Raw genomic sequence first — 24,562 nt, 5'->3', positions numbered from 1 at the left:
TATGGATTGCTAAATATGATTGATCAGAAAGAGTATGATATTGCAGTTGTTGTACCTTGTTATAACGAAGGTATTTCCATTTCACAGGTAATACATGATTTTAGGGTACATCTGCCTTCAGCATCAATTTATGTTTTTGATAATAATTCCAGTGACGATACTGCTGAACGAGCTACTGCTGCAGGCGCAAAAGTCTTCACCGTAAAAGAACAAGGTAAAGGAAACGTTGTCAGGCGCATGTTCGCAGATATCATTGCTGACATCTATATCATGGTAGATGGCGATGCAACCTACGATGCAGCAAGTGCTCCTAAAATGATTGAAAGATTAATCTCAGAACGACTCGATATGGTTGTTGGTGTTAGAAAACATGAAGAAAAAGAAGCGTATCGAATGGGGCATACATTTGGCAATAAGATGTTAACTGGTTGCGTAAAAAGTATATTTGGGGGTAAGTTTTCCGATATGTTATCCGGATACCGTATTTTTTCACGTCGATATGTTAAGTCATTCCCGGCAATGGCAAAAGGTTTTGAAACAGAAACTGAGCTAACCGTGCATGCTCTGGAACTCAGAATGCCTTATGCTGAAGTTGATACGCCTTACAGTGCCAGGATGGAAGGGTCGGCGAGTAAACTGAATACTTACAGGGATGGTATCCGTATTGCAAAAATGATCCTTAGGTTGTACGCAACTGAGCGCCCGCTGATGTTTTATGGAATCTTGGCGCTGTTGTTCAGCATTACAGGAATTATTTTAGCTTTTCCGCTTGCCTCCTACTATTTCGAAACCGGTCTTGTTCCTCGCTTACCTACAGCAGTGCTTTCAACAGGGCTGATAATTTTAGCATCAATTTCATTTGTTACGGGGCTAATTTTAGAAAGCGTGACTGTAGGTCGGCGTGAACTTAAACGTCTTTCTTATCTTTCCGTTCCAGTAAAACGTATTTAATTTTAACATGATGAAATTAACTTTGAATAAAAATGTCAAAATAGTGATGTTCATTCTGGCATTTATCTTAACTTTCGGTGTCATTTTTTATACGCAAATCTCAACAGGATTTGACTTTGTTATTGGGAGTCGGTTCGATGGAATAATTGAAACTAGTATTCTACATCATTGGTACAATGTTTTTGCAGGTCATGCCAAATGGAATCAGGTGGCTTATTTTTATCCCTACATAGATACACTTGGCTATAATGATGGATATTTCATTTTTGGTTTAATATTTGCGATTTATAAGCTTTTAGGTCTAGATATATTTTTGGCGTCTGAGTTTGTAAACATAACTATAAAATTCATTGGGTTTTCATCTTTTTTCTATCTTGCAAGAACTGTTTTAAAAGTGGGATTTTACCCAGCTTTGGCTGGATCCATGATTTTCACCTTGAGCAACTCCCTGACTGTGCAAATGCACCATGCCCAATTGCTCAGTCTTGCATTTGCCCCGTTACTGACGGCTTTACTTCTTAAATATTTTTCTGCAATTACTAAAGGCGAAAGAAAAAAAGCAATTCTTTTCGGTAGTTGCTCAGCCGTTTTTCTATCGGCTTGGCTGATAACTACTTTTTATATGGCCTGGTTCTATCTTCTTTTTTCGTTAATTTTTGCAATGTTCTTTTTGCCCTCAGTTATTTTTAATAAATCCCTGCGGCATTTAGTTTTCTCAAAATTTGATTATTATTCGGTTTTTGTGCCTGTTTTTTTCTTTATCAGCTCCATCATCCCTTTCCTTATCGTTTATTTACCTAAAGCAAAAGAAACGGGTGGACAAAATCTTTATTCTGTTACCTATTATGCTCCAAAAATAGGTAACCTCTTAGATCCTGGTTCAACTAATCTGATATTTGGAAAAATTGCAGATGCTATTTTTTCAAATCATTTTATTTCCGTACAACGTGTAGGTGAGCTAAAAGTAGGCTTTCCTCCTTTGATTCTACTTATTTTTATTGCGTCTTTATTTTCTCTCTTTTATATAAAAAAGAAAGATATTGCTCCGAAATTAATTTCTGGTTTAGTTCTCGCTATACTTTTATCATTGATAGTAATGATTAAGCAGGGCGATTTTTTCCTGTGGGAGTACATTTGGCGATATGTGCCGGGTGCTAAAGGAATGAGAGTAACTTCTCGTTATGCACTTTTTCTGATTTTTCCATTAGCGCTGGTAGCAACATTATTTATCTCAGGAAAAATAATCCGTATTGCTAAACCCCTAGCATTATTTATTGGGATGATGCTTATTGCTGAACAAATAAATGTCTCTCATAGTGCCACTTTCGATCGCAAAGCCAACCTGGCATTTTTAAATAATTTGCCAGCGCCCCCTGAGCAATGTAAAGCATTCTATGTCTTAGGGCAGCGTAAAGGTGAATTTGATATAAATAGTAAAAGTATTGATTTAGATCTTTATCCTCATAATGTTGATGCGATGTTAATTTCTGAGATTTTTCATCTGAGAACTATTAACGGCTTTTCAACTTTTAATCCGAAGGATTGGGATTTTGCAAAAAATCCATTAAACACTTATATACCCAGAGTCCTGAAATATGTTAATGCACATGAAATTCGCCAAGGCCTATGCGAATTTGATTTAAACAGGCTTGAATGGTCCCATTTTTCTGGGTCTCACCAGCCAGGCTTAGCAGCAAAAATTAAAGGAAATTTATCATTAAGCCTTAAATCATTATTAAACCCTGTTAACGCTGACGCAGGTCATACTCTGTTGGTAACGGTTGTTAATATGAGTGATTGGGCCCTTGGGGAAAATACTTTTTATCCATTAAATGTTGGCGTAAGGTTATATAACCCTGAAGGAGTAATGGTTAATCAGGACTTTTTACGCATTACCCTGCCTTATGTTGCTGCTAATGGTGGTCAGACTGATGTCACCATTACATTACCAGATAAGATGAGTAGGGGTAGCAGTATACAAATTGTTCCGGTTGAGGAAGGTATAATCTGGCTAGATCAGCAGGGTGTAAAACCTTTGAGTATCTCCTTTTAACTAAGATGGCCAGCTATTATTTTATAGCTGGTTGAAATATTATAATTGGTATTAATGCTCGTATGAAGAGACTTATGATTTTTGCACTTGTCGGTATTGCCGGTTTCATAGTCGATGCGCTGGTTCTCTATCTTTTTAAAGATTTTCTTGGGTTATATATTTCCAGATTGATTTCATTTCTTGCGGCTGTGGTTGCTACATGGGTTTTAAATCGGCAACTTACTTTCCGTCAGATGTCGTCGTCATTAACTAAGAAAAAAGAGTTCGCCCATTACCTTTTTTTTATGCTCTTTGGTGGTGCTATAAACTATATCGCCTACAGTATTTCCGTTTATAACTCTTCATGGATTGCGAATTACCCAGTTGTTGCTGTCGCCATAGGTAGTCTATGCGGGCTGGCGGTCAATTTCACTACATCGACGCTTTTTGTTTTTAAAAATAAGCGCTAGCAGCGATAACTGTGAATTGATACGCCAGTTGGTGGTGTTAATAATTACATCACCAATAAATTCCCGCTCCGGATCGCTCTTTCACCCGCCAGCCTCAACACCAGCATGCCCATTGTTTCAAACCGTACCCAGTATCTTGCATACAGAATGCCGCCGTGCTCGGCCACTAACGGCGTGATTTTATCGGTCACCGGATCGACAATCTCCGCCGCCACTTTGCCAGCACAAATCCGGGCGTCCAGCGGTTTACGATGCAGATTCAAACCAGTAACATGAAAGTGAATATATTCGCAGTCAGCCAATGGTGTCGGTGGATTTCCCAGGGTAGGCGAGCACGAGGCCGTTCCTTCGCTATAACGCTCTTTAATCATGCTCTGCTCATCGGCTGCTTCGACCACATTAGGTGCGCTCAGGCCGGTACCGCTTTTGCCAATTGCCACCACATCTTCGCCACCGGTAGTCAACGACACCAGTTCATCGCCCCTAATTACTGGCGCAGCCGCCTCTATCGATACCGCTGGTTAGCTTTAACGATGTAAGCGCCTTCCTGCAACGCTGTAATAATTGCGTCCGCATCCTTCTCAGCCTGTTCAGGCGACATATCACTCACGCCACGCAGTTCGAGGGTAACAGGTAGTAAGCCGCGCGGCATCGGAAAATCTTTGCCATAGCGTTCGGCCAGTGTCAGCCAGGGTTCATAGCAGGCTTCATTGAACGGCTCACCACCAGAAGTCTGTGCCAGCAGCTGCACCTCACTGCCCAGCCATTGCGCGAGTGGCTCGATATCAGGCCAGACGTGCGGCATGGTGTTGAGATGCCGCACCGCTTTCCAAACAGGGCTGGTTAATCATCAGGTCCACCTGACTGGCCATATGCATCAGGGCATAAGGCGCAGCCAGCCATTACAGCCATCACCAGCGTCTGATCCTGACGGGCAGTAAAGCGGTTCATTTGCATAGTAAAGGTCTTCTTATATCGTGATGAGGGGGGGCACGCAGAGTAATGTTGACCGATAGTGATGGAAGTTACTGGATGATATTCAGGATTTTAGCCTTGCACAGTGCGCGGTAATCATCGGTGTTAAGGATTACCGATTTCTCCAACAAACCCGCATTAAAAGCTATCTCGTCAAATCGCTCAAACAGCAGCGGGTCAACCAACAGGCGTAAATAAGGATGAAAGCTAAACGGCGGAATGGCACCAAATACGCAGCCGGTTAGCTTGTCGACTTCTGCCGGGCTGGCGAGCGAGGCGCGCGTACCACCCGCCGCTGAAGCGACGCGTGTTAAATCGGCCTGCTGGTCGGCGGGTAATACCGCCAGCACATGCTGACGAATACCGTTGCCTTTGACGTGGCAAACCAGCGCTTTAGCGCCCTGGCCGATGGCGGTGCCGCGAATGGCGGCGACCTCTTCACATTTACCGGTTGGCGCATGCTCCATTAGTGTGTAACGCGCCTGATGCTGGTCGAGCAGGGCAAGCAGTTTTTCATGGGTGGTCGTCATTGTGGGCTCCGGCAAAGATAGGGCGGGGAAGGGGAATAACCCGCTCAGGAGAGAACCTGCGCGGGTGGCAATCAAAGGTAATTATTTATGACGCTGGCGCAGGTTCTCAATAATAGTGCTGAGATTTAAATCCTGGTCCTGCAGCAGCACCAGCAGATGATAGATCAGATCGGACGCCTCATTGGTCAGCTCATGGCGATCGTTAACCGTGGCCGCCAGTGCGGTCTCGACGCCTTCCTCACCCACTTTCTGCGCGATGCGCTTGGTGCCGCTGGCATAGAGTTTGGCGGTATAAGAGCTTTCAGGATCGGCGCTTTTACGCGATGCCAGCAGCTCTTCCAGTTGATAGAGGAAAGTCCAGTCGGCCGCTGCCGGTGCGAAGCAACTGGACGTACCTTTATGACAGGTTGGGCCAAGCGGATTAGCCAGCACCAGCAGCGTGTCGTTATCGCAATCGGGCGTAATGCTTACCACGTTGAGGAAATGGCCAGAGGTTTCGCCTTTGGTCCACAGTCGCTGTTTGGTGCGTGACCAGAAGGTCACTTTGCCTTCGTTCAGCGTGTGCGTTAACGCCTGCTGATTCATGTAGCCATGCATCAACACTTCGCCAGAGACGCTGTGCTGCACAATGACCGGCATCATGCCGTCGGTTTTCACCCAATCCAGTTGGGCCAGTTGTTCTGCTGTTAACACGCGCGAATCTCCACTTCTTTAGCAATCAGGAACTGCTTCAGCTCACCGATATTAATAATCTGCTTATGGAACACCGATGCCGCCAGCGCGCCATCAACGTTAGCCACATCAAAGGCCTCAAAAAAATGTTCCATGGTGCCGGCACCGCCAGAGGCAATCAGCGGCACTTTACACACCTCGCGCACTTTCTTCAGCTGCACCAGATCGTAGCCGTTACGCACGCCGTCCTGGTTCATCATGTTCAGCACTATTTCACCGGCGCCACGTTTCTGCACTTCCTGCACCCAGTCGAGCGTTTGCCATTCGGTGACGCGCGTGCGCGCTTCGTCGCCGGTGTATTGATTGACCTGGTAAATGCCGTTGGCTTCATCAAACCAGGTATCGATACCGACCACGATGCACTGTACGCCAAAACGATCGGCAAGGCGGGTAATCAGCGACGGATCGGCCAGCGCCGGTGAATTGATGGAAATCTTATCGGCGCCAAACGAGAGAATCTGTGCGGCGTCTTCGGGAGTTTTAATGCCGCCAGCCACGCAGAAGGGGATATCAATGACTTCTGCCACGCGCGACACCCAGCTTTTATCGACCACCCGGCCATCAGAAGAGGCGGTAATATCGTAAAACACCAGTTCATCTGCGCCTTCTTCCGCGTAGCGCTGCGCCAGTGGAACGATGTCGCCGATGATTTCATGATTGCGGAACTGCACGCCTTTCACCACCTGGCCATCACGTACATCAAGACAAGGAATTATCCGTTTTGCCAGCATGAAATCGCCTCCGCTACCGTAAATTTGTTTTCTAAAAGTGCCCGGCCGACAATCACGCCGCGCGCACCGCTGCCGCGCAGGGCGGCGATATCGTCCAGTGAACCAATGCCGCCGGACGACTGAAAGCTGACCTCAGGATAGCGCGCCGCCACATCCTGATAGAGCGCGACGTTAGAGCCGCTCAGCGTACCATCGCGTGAAATATCGGTGCACAGCACGTGCTTCAGGCCAAACGGCTGATACTGTTCAATCACTTCCTCCAGCGTTACGCCTGCTGCTTCCTGCCAGCCGCTGATCGCCACTTCCTTACGGTTGTTGGCGTCAATGCGCACGTCCAGCGCCAGCACAATCGCCTCGGCACCAAACTCACGGAACCACTGCTGAACTTCTTCAGGATCTTTTACCGCCGTGGAGCCAACCACCACGCGCGCCGCGCCCGCAGCCAGCAGCGCCGCCACGTCGTCACGGCTACGAATGCCGCCACCCACCTGCACCGGCACGCTGACGCCCGCAATCAGGGTTTTCAGCAGGGCGATCTGCCGCGCGGCGGGATCTTTAGCGCCGGTCAGGTCAACCAGATGCAGCAGCTGCGCGCCCTGACGCTCATAGTCCTGCAGGCGCGGCAGAGGATCGCTGCCATAATCGCGCTGCTGGCCATAATCGCCCTGATGCAGTCGAACCACCTTGCCTTCAATTAAATCTAAAGCGGGGATAATCATCCTTACATCTCCAGGAAGTTCTTCAGCAACTGCGCGCCCGCTTTGCCGGAGCGCTCAGGGTGGAACTGCACGCCGTAAAAATTATCTTTCTGCACCGCGGCGGTAAAGGCTTCGCCGTAATGGCACTGGGCGATGGTGCTGGCGTTAACCGGCATGGCGTAGCTGTGGACGAAGTAAAAATAGGCTTCTTCATCGATACCGCGAAACAGATGATGCCCCGCCTGTGAAGAAATCTGGTTCCAGCCCATGTGCGGCAGCGGCAGGTCGTGGGTGTTCATCAGCGCCACCGGCTGTTCGATAATGCCCAGCGTCGGTACGCCGCCATTCTCATCGCTGGCAGCGCCCAGCAGCTGCATGCCAAGGCAGATGCCCAGCACCGGCTGAGTACAGGCTTTAATCAGGTCGATCAGCTCACGTTCACGCAGCTGATCCATTGCCGCCTGGGCCGTGCCAACGCCCGGCAAAAACAGCTTATCGGCATTAAGCACGATATCCGCCTCGCGGCTGACCTGCGGCTCATAACCCAGACGCTGCACCGCCCATTTCACCGAAGAGAGATTGGCGCAGCCGGTATCGAGAATCACAATATCCATTACAGCACTCCCTTCGAGCTTGGCAGCGTGTTGCCTTCAACGCGAATCGCCTGGCGCAGCGTGCGGCCAAAGGCCTTAAACAGGCTCTCCACGCGGTGATGATCGTTCTTGCCTTTGGTTTTCAGGTGCAGCGTGCTCGCCATGGTGTAAGAGAGCGAGCGGAAGAAGTGCTCAACCATTTCGGTACTCAGATCGCCGACGCGCTGATAGGTAAACTCCGCCTTGTATTCGAGATGCGGCCGGCCGGAGATATCCAGCGCGCAGCGCGCCAGGCATTCGTCCATCGGCAATACAAAACCGAAGCGGCCGATGCCACGCTTATCGCCCAGCGCTTTCAGCAGCGCTTCACCCAGCGCAAGGCCGGTATCTTCCACGGTGTGGTGATCGTCAATATAGAGATCGCCTTTCACCTCAATGTTCATGCGAAAGCCGCCATGGGTGGCGATCTGATCCAGCATATGGTCAAAGAAGCCAACGCCGGTGTTAAAGCGGCTACCGCCTTCGCGATCCAGCCAGACTTCTACTTTGATTTGCGTCTCTTTGGTGTTGCGTTCCACCAGCGCATGACGATCGCGTTTGGTCAGCTGCGCGGCAATCGTGTTCCAGTCGAGGTTCTCGTTACCGTAACGCAGACCCTGAATGCCCATGTTTTCGGCCAGCTCGATATCAGTAGCCCGGTCGCCGATCACATAGCTATTGGCCTTATCCAGCGCACCGTCAGTGAGCCAGGCTTCCACCATTTTGACCTTAGGCTTGCGGCAGTCGCAGTGATCTTCCGGCTTATGCGGGCAGATCAGCACATCGCTGAAGGTGATGCCCTGCGAAGTGAGGATCTGCATCATCAGGTTGTGTGGGCCATCAAAATCCGCCTGCGGAAAGCTGCTGGTACCTAAACCATCCTGATTGGTGATCATCACCAGCTGATAGCCCGCTTTCTGCAGCTTCAACAGCGCTGGAATGGCATCCGGCTCAAAGGCGAGCTTGTCCATACGGTCGACCTGAAAATCTTCGGGCGGCTCAGAAATAATGGTGCCGTCGCGGTCAATAAAAAGCGTTTTCTGGCTCATGCGTGCTCCCTGGAAGCGCCGGATAAAAGTTGCAGTGCAGCGATAACGCGTTCGCACTCGTCGCGGGTACCGATAGAAATGCGTAAGCATCCCGCCAGCCCCGGCTGTTTGTTTTGATCGCGCAAAATAATGCCCTGATCCCACAAGGTTTTAAAGATAGTGGGAGAATCGCTAAAGCGCGCCAGAACATAGTTGGTTTCGCTGGCGAAAACCTGCTCCACGCAGGCGCACTGACGCAGCGCATCGATCAGCCACTGGCGATTATCGTTCAGCTGCGCGACATGCTGGCGCATCAGCGTAATGCCGTCATCGCTTAATGCCTGGCCGGCAATGTCTGCCACCGGCGTGGAAAGCGGATAGGGTGCAATCACCTTCATCAGCAGATCGATCACCGGCGGATTCGCCAGAGTAAAACCGCAGCGCAGACCGGCCAGCGCAAAGGCTTTGGACAGCGTGCGCAGAATCACCAGATGCGGATACTCCGCCAGCCAGCTCGCCAGCGTCGCCTGTGGACAGAACTCAATATAAGCTTCATCGGCAATCAGCAGCGCCTTGCCGCGCGTCATCTCCAGCAGCTGGCGAATATCGTCAGCGCTGATCAGATTGCCGGTAGGATTGTTCGGGCTGCACATATAGACCAGCTTGACGCCATCCAGTTGTTCAGCGATAGCAGGCAGGTTCAGCTGCCAGTTATCGGTGGCCGCCACGGTACGGTATTCAATCCCGATGGTCTCCGCGCTGACGCTGTACATGCCGTAGGTCGGCGGGCAGAACAGAATCGCATCTTTGCCTGGTTCACAGAAGGCGCGCATCAGCAGCTCAATGCCTTCATCGGCACCGCGGCTCACCAGCACCTGATCGGGTTGCAAACCGGCATAACGGGCGTAGCGCTCGATCACCAACTTCGGCTGACATTCCGGATAGCGATTCAGCGTATTTTGCGACAGCTCAAACGGCACCGGCAGTGGAAACTCGTTGGCATTCAGCCAGACGTCGCCGTTACCACCCAGGCGGCGCGCCGACTGGTAAGGCGTTAAGTCGCGCACGTTGGCCGGCCAGCGCAGTGATATCGGTCATGCTTTCTCCTTAAGGGCGGCAACGCGCAGCGTAACGGCATTTTTGTGGGCAATCAGCTGCTCGGCAGCAGCCAGGGTTTCAATCGTCGGCGCCAGCTGCAAAAAGCCCTGCGGCGTCAGCTCCTGCACCGTCATACGCTTCTGGAAATCGGCCAGGCCAAGGCTCGAGCAGGTGGCGGTATAACCGTAAGTTGGCAGCACGTGGTTGGTGCCGGAGGCGTAGTCGCCTGCCGATTCGGGCGACCAGTCGCCGAGAAACACTGAACCAGCGCTGGTGATGCTCTCCACCCAGTCACGCGCCTGGCGCGTCTGGATGATCAGGTGCTCAGGGCCGTAGCGATTGGATATCTCTATGCACTGCGCCAGATCGCGGGCCACAATCAGGCGGCTGCTCTCCAGCGCCTTACGGGCGGTTTCCGCACGCGGCAGTTGCGCCAGCTGGCGCTCTACTGCTTCAGCTACCGCCGTCGCCAGCTCGGCAGATGGCGTGAGAAGAATCACCTGTGAATCGGGACCGTGTTCCGCCTGTGAAAGCAGATCGGAGGCGACAAAATCGGGTGTGGCTTCAGCATCGGCAATCACCAGCACTTCAGATGGACCCGCAGGCATATCGATCGCCGCGCCATCCAGACGCTGGCTCACCTGGCGCTTGGCTTCGGTTACCCAGGCGTTACCCGGGCCAAAGATCTTATCCACTTTAGGCACCGATTCGGTACCCAGTGCCAGCGCAGCAATCGCCTGCGCGCCGCCAACCTGAAACACTTCCTGGACGCCACACAGCTGTGCCGCATACAGAATTTCATCAGCCACTGGCGGCGGGGAACAGAGCACCACGCGACCACAACCGGCGATGCGGGCAGGCGTCGCCAACATTAATACGGTAGAAAATAGCGGCGCAGAGCCGCCAGGAATATAAAGGCCAACCGAGCGCACCGGGCGCGTTACCTGCTGGCAGCGCACGCCAGGCTGCGTTTCGATATCCACAGCCGGCAGCTGCTGGGCGACGTGAAAGGTCTCGATATTGCGTACGGCGATCGCCATCGCCTGTTTGACCTTGTCATCAAGGCGCGCGGACGCCGCGTCGATCTCCGCCTGCGACACGCGCAACGCATCGACCTGAGTTTTATCGAAGGTGGCGCTGTAATAACGCAGGGCGTCGTCGCCTTCCGCTTTCACCTTGTCAAGGATGGTGCGCACCGTCTGCGTAATGGCATCAGACGCAGAAATCGCCGGGCGCATCAGCAGACGTTGCTGTTGCTCGTCACTGCACTGATTCCAGTCAATAAGGGTATTGAATGCGCTCATCGTCTTACTCCATCATCTTCTCAATTGGCAATACCAGAATGGAGCTGGCACCCAGCGCCTTCAGTTTTTCCATGGTTTCCCAGAACAGCGTTTCGCTGCTGACCATGTGCATCGCCACGCGGCTCTTGTCGCCCGCCAGCGGCAGCACGGTTGGACGTTCAGCGCCCGGCAGCAGACCAATCACCTCTTCCAGACGATCGCTTGGCGCGTGCAGCATGATGTATTTTGATTCGCGCGCTTTGATGACGCCCTGAATGCGCGTCATCAGCTTGTCGATCAGCTCCTGCTTGGCGGCGGACATTTCGCCGTCACGCTGAATCAGCACCGCTTTGGAACGATAAATAACATCGACTTCGCGCAGGCCATTGGCTTCCAGCGTGGCGCCGGTAGAGACCAGATCGCAAATGGCATCGGCCAGACCGGCACGCGGTGCCACCTCAACCGAACCGTTCAGCAGGCAGGATTTAAAAGGAATGCCTTTCTTGTCCAGATATTGCTTCAGGATGTGGGGATAGGAGGTCGCGATGCGGGCGTTTTCCAGACACTGCGGGCCGGTGTACTCTTCATCAACCGGCATCGCCAGCGACAGACGGCAGCCGCCGAAATCAAGGCGGCGCAGGGTAAAGTAACGCGGATCATCGCCCTGAGCACGACGGTCCAGCAACTCTTCTTCGAGTACGTTTTCGCCAATAATGCCGAGGTCAACCACACCGTCCATCACCAGACCTGGAATATCGTCATCGCGCACGCGCAGGATATCGATAGGCATGTTCTCAGCGAAGGCGATCAAACGCTGCTCCTGCAGATTGATTTTGATGCCGCAGCGCGTCAGCAATTCGCGTGATTCATCGCTTAAACGGCCAGATTTCTGCATAGCTATGCGTAAACGGGTGTTATCTAACATCGGTCCTGTCCTCATAAAATCCTGTTGATGGCTGGCGGATGTTTTACGTCAGCCCATAAAAAAACCCCCGGAAGATAATCTTCCGGGGGCTCTCTTTGCGTTGTTCGCGCCACTGGAAGATCCTAAACGTCTTCCAGCACTCATCGCCTGAAAGACTAGTCAGGGTGATGGTGATGATGGTGGGTGAACTGTACGCTGGTCATATAAATCCGTGTGAATGTCTATTCATTAGTCTGCCAATTAACCTAACCAGATTAGCCAACGAAGGCAACCCTTTTTTTCAGCATGTTACCGGATGGAAACAATCAGCCATTGTCAGCCACGGCGGGCTGACGTAGCTTAAGCCAAGAACCGTCTTAAAGAGGAATAAAGGATGAAAAAGGTAGCGATTGTTGGCCTGGGTTGGCTGGGCATGCCGTTAGCCATAGCGCTGGCCGCGCGTGGCTGGCAGGTTAGCGGCACCAAAACCACGCCCGACGGTGTGGATGCCGCGCGCCGCTGTGGCATTGATGCCTGCCAGTTGGAACTGACACCTGAAATTGTGTGCGATGCCGATGAGCTCGAATCACTGCTTAAAGTGGATGTTCTGATTGTGACGCTGCCCGCCAGCCGCACGGTGGAAGGCGGGGAGAAATATATGCAGGCGGTGCAGAACATCGTCGATAGCGCGCTGGCTTACAACGTGCCGCGTATCCTGTTCACCAGCTCAACCTCGGTTTATGGCAAAGGTGCGGGCGTGATGAAAGAAAGCAGCGAGCTGGTGCCGGAAACCGTAGCGGGCAAAACGTTGGTGGAGCTGGAAAACTGGCTGCACGGTTTGCCAAATACCTCAGTGGATATTCTACGTCTGGCGGGGCTGGTGGGGCCCAATCGTCATCCGGGCCGCTTTCTTGCAGGCAAAACCGATCTGCAGGATGGCGGGCAGGGGGTCAATCTGGTGCACCTTGATGATGTGATCAATGCCATCATCCTGCTGCTGCAAACCCCAAAAGGCGGGCACGTTTATAACCTCTGCGCGCCTCAGCATCCGGCACGCAACCAGTTTTATCCGACAGTGGCAAAACAGCTGGGGTTGACCGCGCCCACCTTTGTCGCCGATCCGGGTGAGCCAGGCAAAGTGATCGACGGCGGAAAAATTTGTCACGAGCTGGGGTTTGAGTACAGTTACAGCGATCCAACGGTGATGCCACTGGGTTAATTCACACCCCCAATCTGTCCCTCAGCGCGTACCACACCGCGCCCATGGCGGTCAGCGGCACCTTGAAGCGTCGGCCGCCGGGGAAGGGCAGGTGCGGGATGTTAGCGAAGGCGTCGAAGCGTTCGGCGTCGCCGCGCAGCGTTTCAGCAATCAGCTTTCCTGCCAGATGAGTAAAGGTCACGCCGTGGCCGCTGTCGCCCTGCATAAAATAGGTGTTGTGCTCCAGCCGACCAAAATGCGGCATGCGCGACAGCGTCAGCAGGAAGTTTCCACTCCAGCGATGGCTGATTTTCACCCCCTGCAACTGCGGGAAAGTGCGCAGCAGTTTGGGCAAAATCAGGTTGTCGATATCCTGCGGCTCGCGGGCGCCGTAGATCACACCGCCGCCGTAGAGCAGGCGATTATCGGCAGTAAGACGGAAATAATCGAGCAGATAGTTACAATCTTCCACGCAGTAATTGTTCGGCAGCAGGCTCAGCGCCTGATCGCGGCTCAACGGTTCGGTGGTGATAATCTGCGAACCGCAGGGCATGCTTTTGCCACTCAGACGCGGCTCGACCTGCGGCGAAATGTAGGCATTGCCAGCAAAAATCACAAATTTCGCGGTGACTTCACCGCTGGCGGTTTTAACACGGTTCGGGTTGCCGTAATCAATGGCCGTGGCGGCGGAAAACTCATAGATGCGGCCGCCGTGACGGCGAATCGCTTCGGCTTCGCCAAGCGCGAGGTTTAACGGATGCAGATGGCCGCCCTGCAGATCGAGCAGCCCGCCAACGTAGCGCTCTGAGGCAACTTCGCGTCGAATGCCGGTTTCGTCCAGCAGTTCCAGTTGATGATTGCCGTAATGTTCCCAGCGGGCTTTCTGCGCCCGCAGGTGATTCAGCTGCCGGTTATTCAGCGCGGCGAAAATGCCGCCGGGACGATAATCACAGGCGATCGCGTAACGATCGATGCGATCGCGGATGATCGCTGCGCCTTCGAACATCATGCTGCCCAGCATGCGCGCGCTTTCTGCGCCATAGCGCTGTTCAATAACGTCGATATCGCGGCTGTAAGAATTAACTACCTGACCGCCGTTACGGCCGCTGGCACCATAGCCAACGCGCGCCGCTTCCAGCACCACCACGTCATAACCCGCTTCGGTGAGAAACAGCGCAGAAGAGAGGCCGGTAAAGCCGCCGCCAATGATGCAGACATCGGTCTGAATCGACTCTTCCAGCCGCGGCCAGTCGTCGTGGTCATTGGCGGTCGCCGCGTAAAAACTCTCGATATGTTTCATCATGACCTCGGCTGGAAAACCGCCTAAAACGTGGCGGGCGTGTGGGCGCTAACGATGCGGCACGGCGTTGCGGACAGATTACTGAAACTGTGCGGCTGCCCGGTATCAATGACATAACTTTCGCCAGCACAGAGGTGATAACGCTGGCCGCCAACCGTCAGGATAATTTCGCCCTCCAGCAGGGTGCCGGTCTCTTCTCCCTGATGCCGAATCTTCTCGCCGGTGGTGGCACCGGGCTCATAGGTTTCCAACAGCATCGCCAGCGTGCGCAGAGCATTACCATTGTGGATCAGCTTCAGTGAGACGCCCTGACCGCCAATATCGATCAGATCCTCGGGCCGAATCACCACTTTTGGCGCTGTGGCGATCACCGGTTCAGAGAAAAATTCCGACAACGACAGGTTATAGACCTTGAGCAGCTTTTGCAGCGTGCTTACCGCCGGGCTAACCTTGTCCTGCTCAATGGTGCTGATGGCGCTGTGCGTCAGCCCGGAAAGCTCGGCCACGCGCCGCTGCGATAAACCTTTTTCCTGACGAATCTGCGACAGGCGCCGTCCGGGCGCCAGGGTGACTTCGCTCATGGTCGTGCGTCCTGCTGATAACGCTGGCTGGCGCGGATAAAGCCGCCGAACAGCTGTTGTGACAGCAGTGATTCAGCGGCGTGCCATTCCGGATGCCACTGCACCCCCAGCGCAAACGGATGATCGCGCAGGCTCACCGCTTCAATCAGGCCATCGGCGCTACGCGCTTCACTGCGCAACGAGGGTCCCAGCGTTTTAATGCCTTGCTGGTGCAGCGAATTAACCCAAAAAGCGGTTTCGCCAGCCACCAGTTCCTGCAGCAGACCATCCGGCTCGATAACAATATCGTGCGCAGGGGCATATTGTTCATCCAGCGATAAGGTGCCGTCTTCGCGATGATCGCGTAAACCCGGCTGCACATGAAGCTGACGATGCAGTGTGCCGCCAGTGGCCACCACCAGCTCCTGCAAGCCACGGCAGATGGCCAGCAGCGGCGTGCGATGTGCAATCAGCGCATTAATCAGCGCGAAGGCGAGCTTATCGCGGCCGGGATCGGCGTACGGCTCATCGCCAGATTCACCATAGTGCCAGGGTTCGATATTACTGGGGCTGCCGGTTAACAGAATGCCGCTAAGCGGAGCCAGCGCCTGCTCAAGCAAATCGGGTGCTGCCAGCAAGCCGTGCGGCAGCGCCAGCGGAATACCGCCCGCCAGCAGGATGGCATCAAGGTATTTGTTATGCACCATCTGGCTGGGATGACCTTGCATGTCGATTTGGCACATTATTACGCCAATCAACGGCTTGTTAAAAATAATGCCCATCGCCTCTCCTGCGCACTGTTCAAAATTTCTTCCGAAAAAGCCCTTTTGCTGTAAATCTGTGCAATATATTGTCAATCTAGCAACGCACCGGTGGATATTCAAACAATAATGTTACATTTGCACACTTTTTAGGGAGGCGCTATGTTAGAGAAGTGGCTGTTTTTTTGAGCATCGCGCAACCTTCAAAAACGGTAAAGGGCGGGTGGGATCATGACCAATCTTGTCGAAGTAGAAGACTTCACGCGGCACAGTGAAGAGAAACGAACCAGCGCGTTCCAGCGCGAAGTGCAAACTTACCTGGAACGCTATCCTGAAACGCAGCACGTCGATATTCTTCTCAATGATTTAAACGGTGTTTTTCGCGGCAAGCGCATTCCGGTTGCCAGCCTGGCAAAGCTGGAAAAGGGCTGCTATTTTCCCGCCTCGGTGTTCGCCATGGACATTCTGGGCAACACGGTGGAAGCCGCCGGTCTTGGCCAGTCGATGGGCGAACCGGACAACATCTGTTTGCCGGTTGCCGATACGCTGGTTCCCTCCGCTACCGATCCTCACCATCTGGCGCAAATTCTACTCACCATGCGCAATCAAGATGGCACTCCCTTTGACGTTGAACCCCGAAACGTACTCAATCACCTCTGGCAGCGCTTGCGCAACCGGGGATTGTTTCCGGTGGTAGCGGTAGAGCTGGAGTTCTATCTGGTGGATAAAATCCGCGATGCCGAAGGCTTTATCCAGCCGCCCTGTACGCCGGGCAGCGACGATCGCAACATGCAGTCGCAGGTCTATTCGGTGGATAATCTCGATCACTTTTCCGCAGTGCTCAGCGAGATTGATGAGCTGGCACGTTTGCAGGGCATTCCTGCCGATGGCGCGCTGGCAGAGGCGTCGCCAGGGCAGTTCGAAATCAACCTGCATCACACGCGCAACGTGTTAAGCGCCTGCGATCATGCCATTCAGCTCAAGCGACTGGTGCGGCAGGTGGCTGAAAAACACGGCATGACCGCCACTTTCATGGCCAAGCCCTATGAAGAGTACGCAGGCAGCGGAATGCATGTGCATATCAGCATGCTGGATGCCGCCGATCATAATGCGCTGGCCAGCGACGACGGCAGCGATTCGCCGCTGTTGAAACGCGCGCTGGCCGGGATGATCGATTTGATGCCCGCCTCTATGGCGCTGCTGGCACCGAACGTCAACGCCTACCGCCGCTTTTTACCGGAATCTTTTGTGCCTTTGCAGGCCTCCTGGGGGCATAACAACCGAACCGTGGCGCTACGCATTCCCTGTGGCGACGTGGAAAATCATCGCGTGGAATACCGTGTTGCGGGCGCCGATGCCAACCCCTATCTGGTCATGGCGGCAATACTTGCCGGTATTCTGCACGGGCTTGATAACCAGTTGCCGCTGCCGCACCCGGTTACCGGCAATGGCCATGAAGCCGATGGCAATCCGCTACCGATTCGTCAGAGCGATGCGCTGCTCGCCTTTGAAGAGAGTCACGCGCTGCGCAAGCTGCTGGGCGATCGGTTCGGTTTCGTCTGGTATCGCTGCAAACATCACGAAATGATGCATTTTGAGCGGTTAATCACCGCCACCGAAATCGACTGGATGCTGAAAAATGCCTGAGCCAGTGCGCATGGTCGGCGGTTAAAACCTGCGCCTGACCCGTAAAGCCATGGCGGTATGTTGCACCGTCCGGCATCCTGCGGGGCAGGCAGCATCGCCGCGCGTTTTTTCTGACCCAGGCCGCAGGGAGGCAGCAAATCAGGCTGGCGGATGAGGTGCTTTATATAAGCCGCCGTTACAGGCAACCCGCTGTTGATCCCCAATTTCAGGCCTCCCGGCGCAAGGAGTTCAGCATGTCGCACTCTAATCATCAGTGGCAGTCCCGTCGCGAGGCGGCAGTCACACCCGGCGTAGCCAGCGCGCTGAACTGTTATCTCGCCAAAGCACGCAACGCCGAGCTGTGGGACGTGGAAGGGCGGCGTCACATCGATTTTGCGTCCGGCATTGCGGTGTTGAACACCGGCCATAACCATCCAAAGGTCATTGCCGCGGTGCAGGCGCAGCTGGAGCAGTTCACGCATCCCTGTTTTCAGGTTACGCCGTACGGCAGCTACGTTGAGCTGGCGGAAAAGCTTAATGCGCTGGTGCCGATTCAGGCGCCCACGCAAACACTGCTAATGTCGACCGGTGCCGAAGCGGTGGAAAATGCTATCAAGGTGGCGCGCATTGCTACCGGACGCAGCGCGATCATCGCCTTTCGCGGCGGTTTTCATGGCCGCACGCTGTTGGGCATGGCGCTGACCGGCAAGGTGCAGCCCTATAAAAAAGGTTACGGCCCGTTTCCAGGCGGCATTTTTCATGCGCCGTACCCCGCCAGCTATCTGGGTATTTCAGACAATCAGGCGCTGGGCGCGCTGCAGGGCATTTTTGCCGCTGACGTGGCGCCCGACGATGTCGCCGCGATCATTATTGAGCCGGTTCAGGGCGAGGGCGGTTTTTATGCTGCCTCATCCGATTTTCTGCGCCAGCTGCGAAAGCTGTGTGACGAGCACGGCATCGTACTGATTGCCGATGAGATTCAGAGCGGCTTCTGCCGCACCGGTAAAACCTTTGCCATTGAGCACAGCGGCGTGGAGCCGGATATCATGACTATGGCGAAAAGTCTTGCCGGTGGTTTTCCGCTTTCGGCGATTGTTGGCCGTCGTGAGCTGATGCAAAAAGCGCTGCCTGGCGGGCTTGGCGGCACCTACGCTGGCTCACCGATCGGCATTGCCGCCGCGCTGGCGGTGCTGGAGATCATTGAAGAGGAACAGTTGAACCAGCGCGCGGAGCAGCAGGGCGAGCTGTTACAGGCGGCGCTGCACGCAATGGCCAGCGAATTTGACTGCATCGGCGACGTGCGTGGCTGCGGCGCAATGGTGGCGATGGAGCTGGTGGAAGCGGGCGATCGGCAGCGTCCGGACAAGCTGCTGACGCAGGCGCTGGTGCAGGAAGCGGGCCGTCAGGGGCTGGTGCTACTCTCCTGCGGCGTACGCGGTAACGTGATCCGTTTTCTGATTCCGCTGACCGCCAGTAAAGAAATTATCGAGGAAGGCCTGAACGTCTTGTATTCATCACTGCGAATGGTGCAAAATACGCGCCCTGCAAAATGAAAAAATAACCGACGCTACCCGCGCCGGTTATTTTTTTGCATGTTTCTGTGAATTTACCATCGCTGAGGCCGGACAACGTTCCGGATAGATACTCACTAAAAAAGCACGCAAAACGTGTCATGTTAAGGAAAAGTACAATGGGTCACTTTGTTAACCTTGCACCAGCTATGGCTGGTCGACTCCGTGATGATTATGGCGCCACGCTGGCCGCTAACTCATATCCTTTCTTTCGCCTCGCGCGAAATTTCCCTGTGGGGCAATCCAGCAAGGTTGCTGCTATGGGGAGTCTGAATCATGACGCATAAACAGTCTGCCGCACCTCAAGGTGCCCATCTGAAAAAAACTCTGACTTTACTGCCGGTGGTAATGATTGGCCTTGCATACATGCAGCCAATGACCCTGTTTGATACCTTCGGCATTGTATCGGGCCTCACCGACGGCCACGTCGCGACCGCTTACGCCTTTGCGTTAATTGCCATCCTGTTCACCGCGGTGAGCTATGGCAAGCTGGTGCGCCGTTTCCCGTCCGCCGGTTCAGCCTATACCTATGCACAAAAATCGATCAGCCCGCACGTAGGCTTTATGGTGGGTTGGTCATCGCTGCTCGATTATTTGATCATGCCAATGATCAACATCCTGCTGGCGAAAATCTATTTCGAAGCGCTGGTTCCCGCGGTGCCTTCGTGGATATTCGTGGTGGCGTTAGTCGGCTTTATGACCCTGTCCAACCTCAAGGGCATCAAGACCGTGGCTAACTTCAACAGCGTCATTGTTGTGCTGCAGGTTGCAGTCATGATCGCGCTGATGGTGATGGTCGTGTACGGCGTAGCGCACGGCGAAGGTGCCGGTACGCTGGTCAGCAGCCGTCCATTCTGGTCTGAGGACGCGCATGTCGTGCCGATGATCACCGGCGCGACCATTCTCTGCTTCTCGTTCCTTGGTTTTGATGGCATCAGTTCGCTGTCGGAAGAGACCAAAGACGCAGAGCGCACCATTCCACGGGCGATTTTCCTCACCGCGCTGTTCGGTGGCGTGATCTTTATCGTGGTCTCTTACTTCCTGCAGCTCTACTTCCCGGATATCACGCGCTTTAAAGATCCGGACGCATCGCAGCCAGAAATCATGCTTTACGTGGCGGGTCGCACCTTCCAGTTTGGCATCCTGATCTTCTCCTGCGTAACCGTGCTGGCATCCGGTATGGCCGCGCACGCGGGCGTTTCGCGCCTGATGTACGTGATGGGCCGTGACGGCGTCTTCCCGGAGCGTTTCTTCGGTTATATCAGCCCGAAATGGCACACGCCGACCTTCAACGTGATTCTGGTAGGCCTGGTGGCATTAAGCGCTATCTGGTTTGACCTGGTTACCGCGACGGCGCTGATTAACTTTGGTGCGCTGGTGGCGTTCACCTTTGTGAACCTGTCGGTTATTTCACAGTTCTGGATCCGTGAGAAGCGTAACAAAACGCTGAAAGAGCACTTCCAGTATCTGGTGCTGCCGTTGATGGGCGCGCTGACCGTGGGCGCGCTGTGGGTTAACCTGGAAGAGAGCTCAATGGTTCTCGGCCTGGTGTGGGCGACGTTGGGTATTATTTACCTGGCATTCGTTACCCGTAGCTTCCGCAATCCGGTGCCGCAATACAGCGAAGAGCTGTAAGCGATAGTCCGATCTTTCGCCCCGCCATGCTGCGGGGCGAAATCATTCATCCCGCCAGTAGCAGTTCCCCGTTCCCCTTACCTACATTCTCCTTTGCCGTGGCGCTCAGCTGCGAATCGGTAATAATCACATCAAACGTCGCCAGCGGCAGCGCCAGCCAGGTGGCAATCTTGTTGTATTTGGAGCTGTCGCTCAGCAGCACGCGTTTGCTGCTAACCTCGCTTACCGTTTGTTTCACCGTGACCTTGTCTTCATCCGGCGTGAAAATGCCGCGCGGGCCCCAGCAGGAGGCGGAAATAAAGGCGATATCGATCGCCAGATGGCGCAAGGCCGCCGCCGCCGCATGGCCGACGCAGGAGCGATTCTCCCGGCAGACGATGCCGCCGGTGTGAATCACCCGGCAACCGCTGCTGTCAATCAGCAGATTGGCAATCTCAAAGTCGTTGGTCACCACCAGCAGATCATCACGTTCGGTTAACTGACGCGCCAGCGCCAGCGTGGTGGTGCCAGCATCAAGATAAATGCAGCTGTGACGCGGAATGTGCTGTGCCGCCAGCAGGCCAATCGCCCGCTTTTCATCGTTGTACATGGCACTTTTTGCCAGATGTGATGGCTCTGCCGCCAGCCGCTCCGCCGTTCGCACGCCACCCGATACCGACAGCACCGCACCTTGTTCCTCCAGCTTTTGCACATCACGCCGAATGGTCATATGCGACACGCCAAGCCGTTCGGTCAGCTCGCTGATGCTTACCACGCCGCGTTCAGCCACCAGCGCCAGAATTTGTTGATGTCGTTCTACGGGAATCACTGCTTACCCCCCTGCGTTATCATTTTTTCACATTGTAATGTAACAGCGCACCGACGCCAGCGAAAATCACCGCTGCCAGCGGCAGTTTTAGTCGGTATTCCTGCGCTTTTCTGTTAACTCCTGTGAAAATTAGCGGCCATATGTGTTAATTATTGTGAGGTTGAGCACGTTTATTGCGCCGCTTCTCTGCCAGGATTAACAGTAACAAACAAATAATCACTTAATTTAACAGCGGAGGCGCATGTGCTTTCAACAGTTCGCAACATCTGTGTAATCGGTCTGGGCTCCATGGGCATGGGCGCAGCGCAATCCTGTATTCGCGCAGGTCTCAACACCTGGGGCGCCGATCTCAATCCCACGGCGCTGGAGACGCTACGTCAGGCGGGCGGGCGCGATGCGCAGCCTGCCGCTCATGACTTTGCCGCCGAGCTCGACGCGGTCCTGCTGCTGGTGGTTAATGCGCAACAGGTGCGCGCCATCCTGTTTGGTGACAACGGACTGGCCGCCAGCCTGAAGCCGGGCACCGTAGTGATGATCTCCTCCACCATTTCAGCTGCCGATGCGCAGGCGTTTGCCCAGCAGCTGGCGGAACATCAGCTGGTGATGCTGGATGCGCCGGTATCCGGCGGTGCGGCTAAAGCGGCTACCGGCGACATGACGGTAATGGCTTCCGGCAGCGACGACGCCTTTGCCCGCCTGCAGCCGGTGCTGGATGCCATCGCCGCCAAAGTCTATCGCGTCGGCACTGAGATCGGTCTCGGTTCAACGGTCAAAATTATTCATCAGCTGTTGGCGGGTGTGCATATCGCGGTAGGCGCCGAGGCGATGGCGCTGGCGGCCCGGGCGGGCATTCCGCTGGCAACCATGTATGACGTGGTGACCAATGCCGCCGGTAATTCGTGGATGTTTGAAAACCGCATGCAGCACGTGGTGGACGGCGACTACAGTCCGAAATCCGCGGTCGATATCTTTGTGAAAGATCTTAACCTGGTAGCAGAAACCGCCAAGTCGCTGCATTTCCCTCTGCCGCTGGCCTCGACCGCGCTCAATATGTTTACCGAAGCGAGCAACGCCGGATATGGTCGGGAAGATGACAGCGCGGTGATCAAGATTTTTAGTGGCATCACGCTGCCGCAGGCAAAGGGGGAGGCATGAGCCGTTTAGGCGTTATCGCCGATGATTTTACCGGCGCCACCGACATCGCCAGCTTTCTGGTGCAGAACGGCCTCGCCACCATTCAGTTTAACGGCGTGCCGCAGGGCGATGAAAAGGTGAATGCACAGGCGATTGTTGTCAGCCTGAAATCACGTTCCTGCTCGCCGGCGCAGGCGATTAGCCAGTCGCTGGCGGCGCTGAGCTGGCTGCAACAGCAGGGCTGCGATCGCTTTTACTTTAAGTATTGCTCCACCTTTGACAGCACCGCCACGGGCAACATCGGCCCGGTGACCGATGCGCTGCTGGCGGCGCTGGATGAAACTTTAACGGTGATCTCTCCGGCGTTGCCGGTTAACGGCCGCACGGTCTATCAGGGCTACCTGTTTGTGAATGACCAGCTGCTCTCTGACTCCGGCATGCGCCATCATCCGGTCACGCCGATGACTGACAGCTATCTGCCGCGACTGATGGAACAGCAGGCGCACGGCAAGGCGGCGGTGATCGGCGCCACCACGCTGGATCGCGGCGCCGGGGCGGTGCGTGAGCAGCTCACGGCGCTGGCGCAGCAGCAGGTTCGTTACGTGGTGCTGGATGCGTTACACGAACAGCATCTGCTGGTGCAGGGCGAAGCGTTGCGCGAGATGCGGCTGGTGACCGGCGGTTCTGGCCTGGCGATTGGCCTGGCGCGGCAGTGGGCCAATAACAGCACGGTGAATCTTCAGGCAGAGCAGGCGGGCAGACCGCGTGGCGATCGGGCGGTGGTGATCTCCGGTTCCTGTTCGCAGATGACCAATCGCCAGGTCAGTGCCTATCGCCAACAGGCACCGGCGCGGGAAGTGGACGTGGAAGCGTGCCTGCAACAGGTCGAAAGCTATGCTCAACTGCTTTGTGACTGGGTTGAGGCCAACACGCATCAGCCGCTGGCGCCGCTGCTCTACGCCACCGCCGACGCGCAGCAGCTACAAACCATTCAGCAGCGCTACGGCGCCGCACGCAGCAGCGAAGCGGTGGAGCAGCTGTTTGCCGCCGTGGCGCGCGAACTCAAAAGCCGTGGCTGGCAGCGCTTCATTGTCGCCGGTGGCGAAACCTCCGGTGTGGTGGCGCAAAGTCTGGGCGTGACCGGCTTTCATATCGGCCCCACCATTTCGCCGGGCGTGCCCTGGGTACGCGATATCGATCAGCCGCTGTCGCTGGCACTGAAATCGGGCAATTTTGGCGATGAGCAATTCTTTGCGCGGGCACAAACGGAGTTTCCACTATGACTGAACAACAGGCACGACAGGAGATGGTGCAGCTTGGCGCGTCGCTGTTCCAGCGTGGCTACGCCACCGGCTCGGCGGGCAACCTCTCGGTATTACTGGAGGATGGCCGTTTGCTGGCCACGCCAACCGGCTCCTGCCTCGGCGAGCTGCAGGCAGAAAACCTGTCTACCGTGACGCTGCAGGGCGAGTGGCTGGCGGGCGATAAGCCATCCAAAGAGATCGCCTTTCATCGCGCGCTCTATCTGAATAATCCTACCTGCAAAGCGGTGGTGCATCTGCACAGCCATTACCTTACCGCGCTCTCTTGCCTGCAGGATCTTGATACCAACAACTGCATTAAACCTTTCACGCCCTATGTGGTGATGCGCGTCGGCGATGTGCCGGTGGTGCCCTATTATCGGCCAGGTGACGTGCGGCTGGCGGAAGATCTCGCCGTGCTGGCGCCGCGCTATCGGGGTTTCCTGCTGGCGAATCACGGCTCGGTGGTGGTCGGCGGTTCGTTACGTGAGGCGGCAGATAATACCGAGGAGCTGGAGGAGACGGCGCGCCTGATCTTCACCCTTGGCGATCGGCCTGTGCGTTATCTCACCGACGGCGAAGTCGCGGAATTAAGGAGCTAATC

At 54.6% G+C, this 24,562-nt stretch carries 24 protein-coding genes, 1 pseudogene and 1 other annotated feature; of the genes and pseudogenes, 10 read left to right on the top strand and 15 right to left on the bottom strand.

Annotation, left to right across the window (positions count from 1 at the left end):
• The first annotated feature begins 15 nt into the window (after positions 1–15).
• The 3 genes from EM595_RS11635 (at position 16) to EM595_RS11625 (ending at position 3,453) form a co-directional block, all read left to right on the top strand.
• Complete coding sequence (locus EM595_RS11635; protein WP_067432024.1) at positions 16–951, top strand: glycosyltransferase family 2 protein; 936 nt, start codon at positions 16–18, stop codon at positions 949–951.
• 22 nt (positions 952–973) lie between these two features.
• Positions 974–3,004: a glycosyltransferase family protein gene (locus EM595_RS11630; protein ID WP_157883880.1), complete on the top strand. Its 2,031-nt coding sequence runs from the start codon at positions 974–976 to the stop codon at positions 3,002–3,004.
• Between the two features lie 74 nt (positions 3,005–3,078).
• Positions 3,079–3,453, top strand: coding sequence for a GtrA family protein (locus tag EM595_RS11625; protein WP_157883879.1), 375 nt, complete (start codon positions 3,079–3,081; stop codon positions 3,451–3,453).
• Positions 3,454–3,497: 44 nt separating this feature from the next.
• Here the strand turns inward: EM595_RS11625 and EM595_RS11620 are convergent.
• The 11 genes and pseudogenes from EM595_RS11620 to hisL form a co-directional block, all read right to left on the bottom strand.
• A pseudogene (locus EM595_RS11620) lies at positions 3,498–4,349 on the bottom strand (succinylglutamate desuccinylase/aspartoacylase family protein); the annotation flags it as partial.
• 129 nt (positions 4,350–4,478) lie between these two features.
• Positions 4,479–4,958 (bottom strand): YbaK/prolyl-tRNA synthetase associated domain-containing protein, encoded by a 480-nt coding sequence (locus tag EM595_RS11615; RefSeq protein ID WP_067432018.1) that lies wholly within the window; start codon positions 4,956–4,958, stop codon positions 4,479–4,481.
• Positions 4,959–5,039: 81 nt separating this feature from the next.
• Entirely contained in the window at positions 5,040–5,651 is a 612-nt protein-coding gene (gene hisIE / locus EM595_RS11610) for a bifunctional phosphoribosyl-AMP cyclohydrolase/phosphoribosyl-ATP diphosphatase HisIE (RefSeq protein ID WP_067432016.1), read from the bottom strand.
• Complete coding sequence (hisF, locus tag EM595_RS11605) at positions 5,645–6,421, bottom strand: imidazole glycerol phosphate synthase subunit HisF (RefSeq protein ID WP_067432014.1); 777 nt, start codon at positions 6,419–6,421, stop codon at positions 5,645–5,647. Before hisF ends, hisIE begins: the two co-directional genes overlap by 7 nt.
• Positions 6,403–7,140 carry a 1-(5-phosphoribosyl)-5-[(5-phosphoribosylamino)methylideneamino]imidazole-4-carboxamide isomerase gene (hisA, locus tag EM595_RS11600; RefSeq protein WP_067432012.1) on the bottom strand — a complete coding sequence of 246 codons (738 nt, stop codon included), beginning with the start codon at positions 7,138–7,140 and terminating at the stop codon, positions 6,403–6,405. The genes hisF and hisA overlap by 19 nt, the downstream gene beginning before the upstream one ends.
• A 2-nt stretch (positions 7,141–7,142) precedes the next feature.
• A complete protein-coding gene (gene hisH, locus EM595_RS11595; RefSeq protein WP_067432009.1) occupies positions 7,143–7,733 on the bottom strand; it encodes an imidazole glycerol phosphate synthase subunit HisH in 591 nt (196 codons plus the stop codon).
• Positions 7,733–8,800, bottom strand: coding sequence for a bifunctional histidinol-phosphatase/imidazoleglycerol-phosphate dehydratase HisB (gene hisB, locus EM595_RS11590; RefSeq protein ID WP_067432007.1), 1,068 nt, complete (start codon positions 8,798–8,800; stop codon positions 7,733–7,735). Before hisB ends, hisH begins: the two co-directional genes overlap by 1 nt.
• Entirely contained in the window at positions 8,797–9,870 is a 1,074-nt protein-coding gene (gene hisC, locus EM595_RS11585) for a histidinol-phosphate transaminase (protein ID WP_067432004.1), read from the bottom strand. The genes hisB and hisC overlap by 4 nt, the downstream gene beginning before the upstream one ends.
• A gap of 3 nt (positions 9,871–9,873) precedes the next feature.
• Positions 9,874–11,181, bottom strand: a complete 1,308-nt coding sequence (hisD, locus tag EM595_RS11580) for a histidinol dehydrogenase (protein WP_067432000.1) — start codon at positions 11,179–11,181, stop codon at positions 9,874–9,876.
• 4 nt (positions 11,182–11,185) lie between these two features.
• Positions 11,186–12,085: an ATP phosphoribosyltransferase gene (hisG, locus tag EM595_RS11575; RefSeq protein WP_067431998.1), complete on the bottom strand. Its 900-nt coding sequence runs from the start codon at positions 12,083–12,085 to the stop codon at positions 11,186–11,188.
• Between the two features lie 55 nt (positions 12,086–12,140).
• Positions 12,141–12,265, bottom strand: a sequence feature (His leader region).
• On the bottom strand, positions 12,241–12,288 hold the full coding sequence (gene hisL, locus EM595_RS21130) for a his operon leader peptide (protein ID WP_157883921.1): 48 nt from the start codon (positions 12,286–12,288) through the stop codon (positions 12,241–12,243). Its footprint overlaps the feature before it by 25 nt.
• Positions 12,289–12,458: 170 nt before the next feature.
• Here hisL and EM595_RS11570 point away from each other — a divergent pair, with 170 nt between their 5' ends.
• Positions 12,459–13,283, top strand: a complete 825-nt coding sequence (locus EM595_RS11570) for an SDR family oxidoreductase (RefSeq protein ID WP_067431996.1) — start codon at positions 12,459–12,461, stop codon at positions 13,281–13,283.
• 1 nt (position 13,284) lies between these two features.
• Here EM595_RS11570 and EM595_RS11565 read toward each other — a convergent pair whose 3' ends face one another.
• Genes EM595_RS11565 through puuD form a run of 3 tightly spaced genes read right to left on the bottom strand, consistent with a single transcriptional unit; the run spans position 13,285 to position 15,904 of the window.
• Positions 13,285–14,562, bottom strand: coding sequence for an NAD(P)/FAD-dependent oxidoreductase (locus EM595_RS11565; RefSeq protein WP_082691690.1), 1,278 nt, complete (start codon positions 14,560–14,562; stop codon positions 13,285–13,287).
• 23 nt (positions 14,563–14,585) lie between these two features.
• On the bottom strand, positions 14,586–15,143 hold the full coding sequence (gene puuR / locus EM595_RS11560) for an HTH-type transcriptional regulator PuuR (RefSeq protein ID WP_067431991.1): 558 nt from the start codon (positions 15,141–15,143) through the stop codon (positions 14,586–14,588).
• A complete protein-coding gene (gene puuD / locus EM595_RS11555; RefSeq protein WP_067431988.1) occupies positions 15,140–15,904 on the bottom strand; it encodes a gamma-glutamyl-gamma-aminobutyrate hydrolase in 765 nt (254 codons plus the stop codon). Before puuD ends, puuR begins: the two co-directional genes overlap by 4 nt.
• Before the next feature lie 207 nt (positions 15,905–16,111).
• On the opposite strand from puuD, the gene EM595_RS11550 reads away from it, so the two are divergent.
• The 3 genes from EM595_RS11550 to EM595_RS11540 all read left to right on the top strand — a co-directional run bounded on the left by EM595_RS11550 (position 16,112) and on the right by EM595_RS11540 (position 20,715).
• The gene (locus EM595_RS11550) at positions 16,112–17,530 is read left to right on the top strand and encodes a glutamine synthetase family protein (RefSeq protein ID WP_173645398.1); all 1,419 of its coding nucleotides are present in this window, start codon (positions 16,112–16,114) and stop codon (positions 17,528–17,530) included.
• A 233-nt stretch (positions 17,531–17,763) separates the two neighbouring features.
• On the top strand, positions 17,764–19,062 hold the full coding sequence (gene gabT, locus EM595_RS11545; protein ID WP_067431982.1) for a 4-aminobutyrate--2-oxoglutarate transaminase: 1,299 nt from the start codon (positions 17,764–17,766) through the stop codon (positions 19,060–19,062).
• A gap of 294 nt (positions 19,063–19,356) precedes the next feature.
• Positions 19,357–20,715 (top strand): APC family permease, encoded by a 1,359-nt coding sequence (locus EM595_RS11540; RefSeq protein WP_067431979.1) that lies wholly within the window; start codon positions 19,357–19,359, stop codon positions 20,713–20,715.
• Positions 20,716–20,761: 46 nt separating this feature from the next.
• On the opposite strand, the gene ygbI is transcribed toward EM595_RS11540, so the two are convergent.
• Entirely contained in the window at positions 20,762–21,523 is a 762-nt protein-coding gene (ygbI, locus tag EM595_RS11535) for a DNA-binding transcriptional repressor YgbI (RefSeq protein ID WP_067431977.1), read from the bottom strand.
• Positions 21,524–21,766: 243 nt separating this feature from the next.
• Here ygbI and ltnD point away from each other — a divergent pair, with 243 nt between their 5' ends.
• The 3 genes from ltnD to otnC are packed head-to-tail and all read left to right on the top strand — an operon-like array spanning position 21,767 to position 24,560.
• A complete protein-coding gene (ltnD, locus tag EM595_RS11530) occupies positions 21,767–22,678 on the top strand; it encodes an L-threonate dehydrogenase (protein ID WP_071852516.1) in 912 nt (303 codons plus the stop codon).
• Entirely contained in the window at positions 22,675–23,940 is a 1,266-nt protein-coding gene (otnK, locus tag EM595_RS11525; RefSeq protein WP_067431975.1) for a 3-oxo-tetronate kinase, read from the top strand. The genes ltnD and otnK overlap by 4 nt, the downstream gene beginning before the upstream one ends.
• Complete coding sequence (gene otnC / locus EM595_RS11520; protein ID WP_067431969.1) at positions 23,937–24,560, top strand: 3-oxo-tetronate 4-phosphate decarboxylase; 624 nt, start codon at positions 23,937–23,939, stop codon at positions 24,558–24,560. The genes otnK and otnC overlap by 4 nt, the downstream gene beginning before the upstream one ends.
• The last annotated feature ends 2 nt before the right edge of the window (positions 24,561–24,562 follow it).

Source organism: Duffyella gerundensis (assembly GCF_001517405.1).
Classification (GTDB): Bacteria; Pseudomonadota; Gammaproteobacteria; order Enterobacterales; family Enterobacteriaceae; genus Duffyella; species Duffyella gerundensis.
Note: the sequence above shows the minus strand (reverse complement) of the source record. Positions and strands in the feature narration are given on the sequence as shown.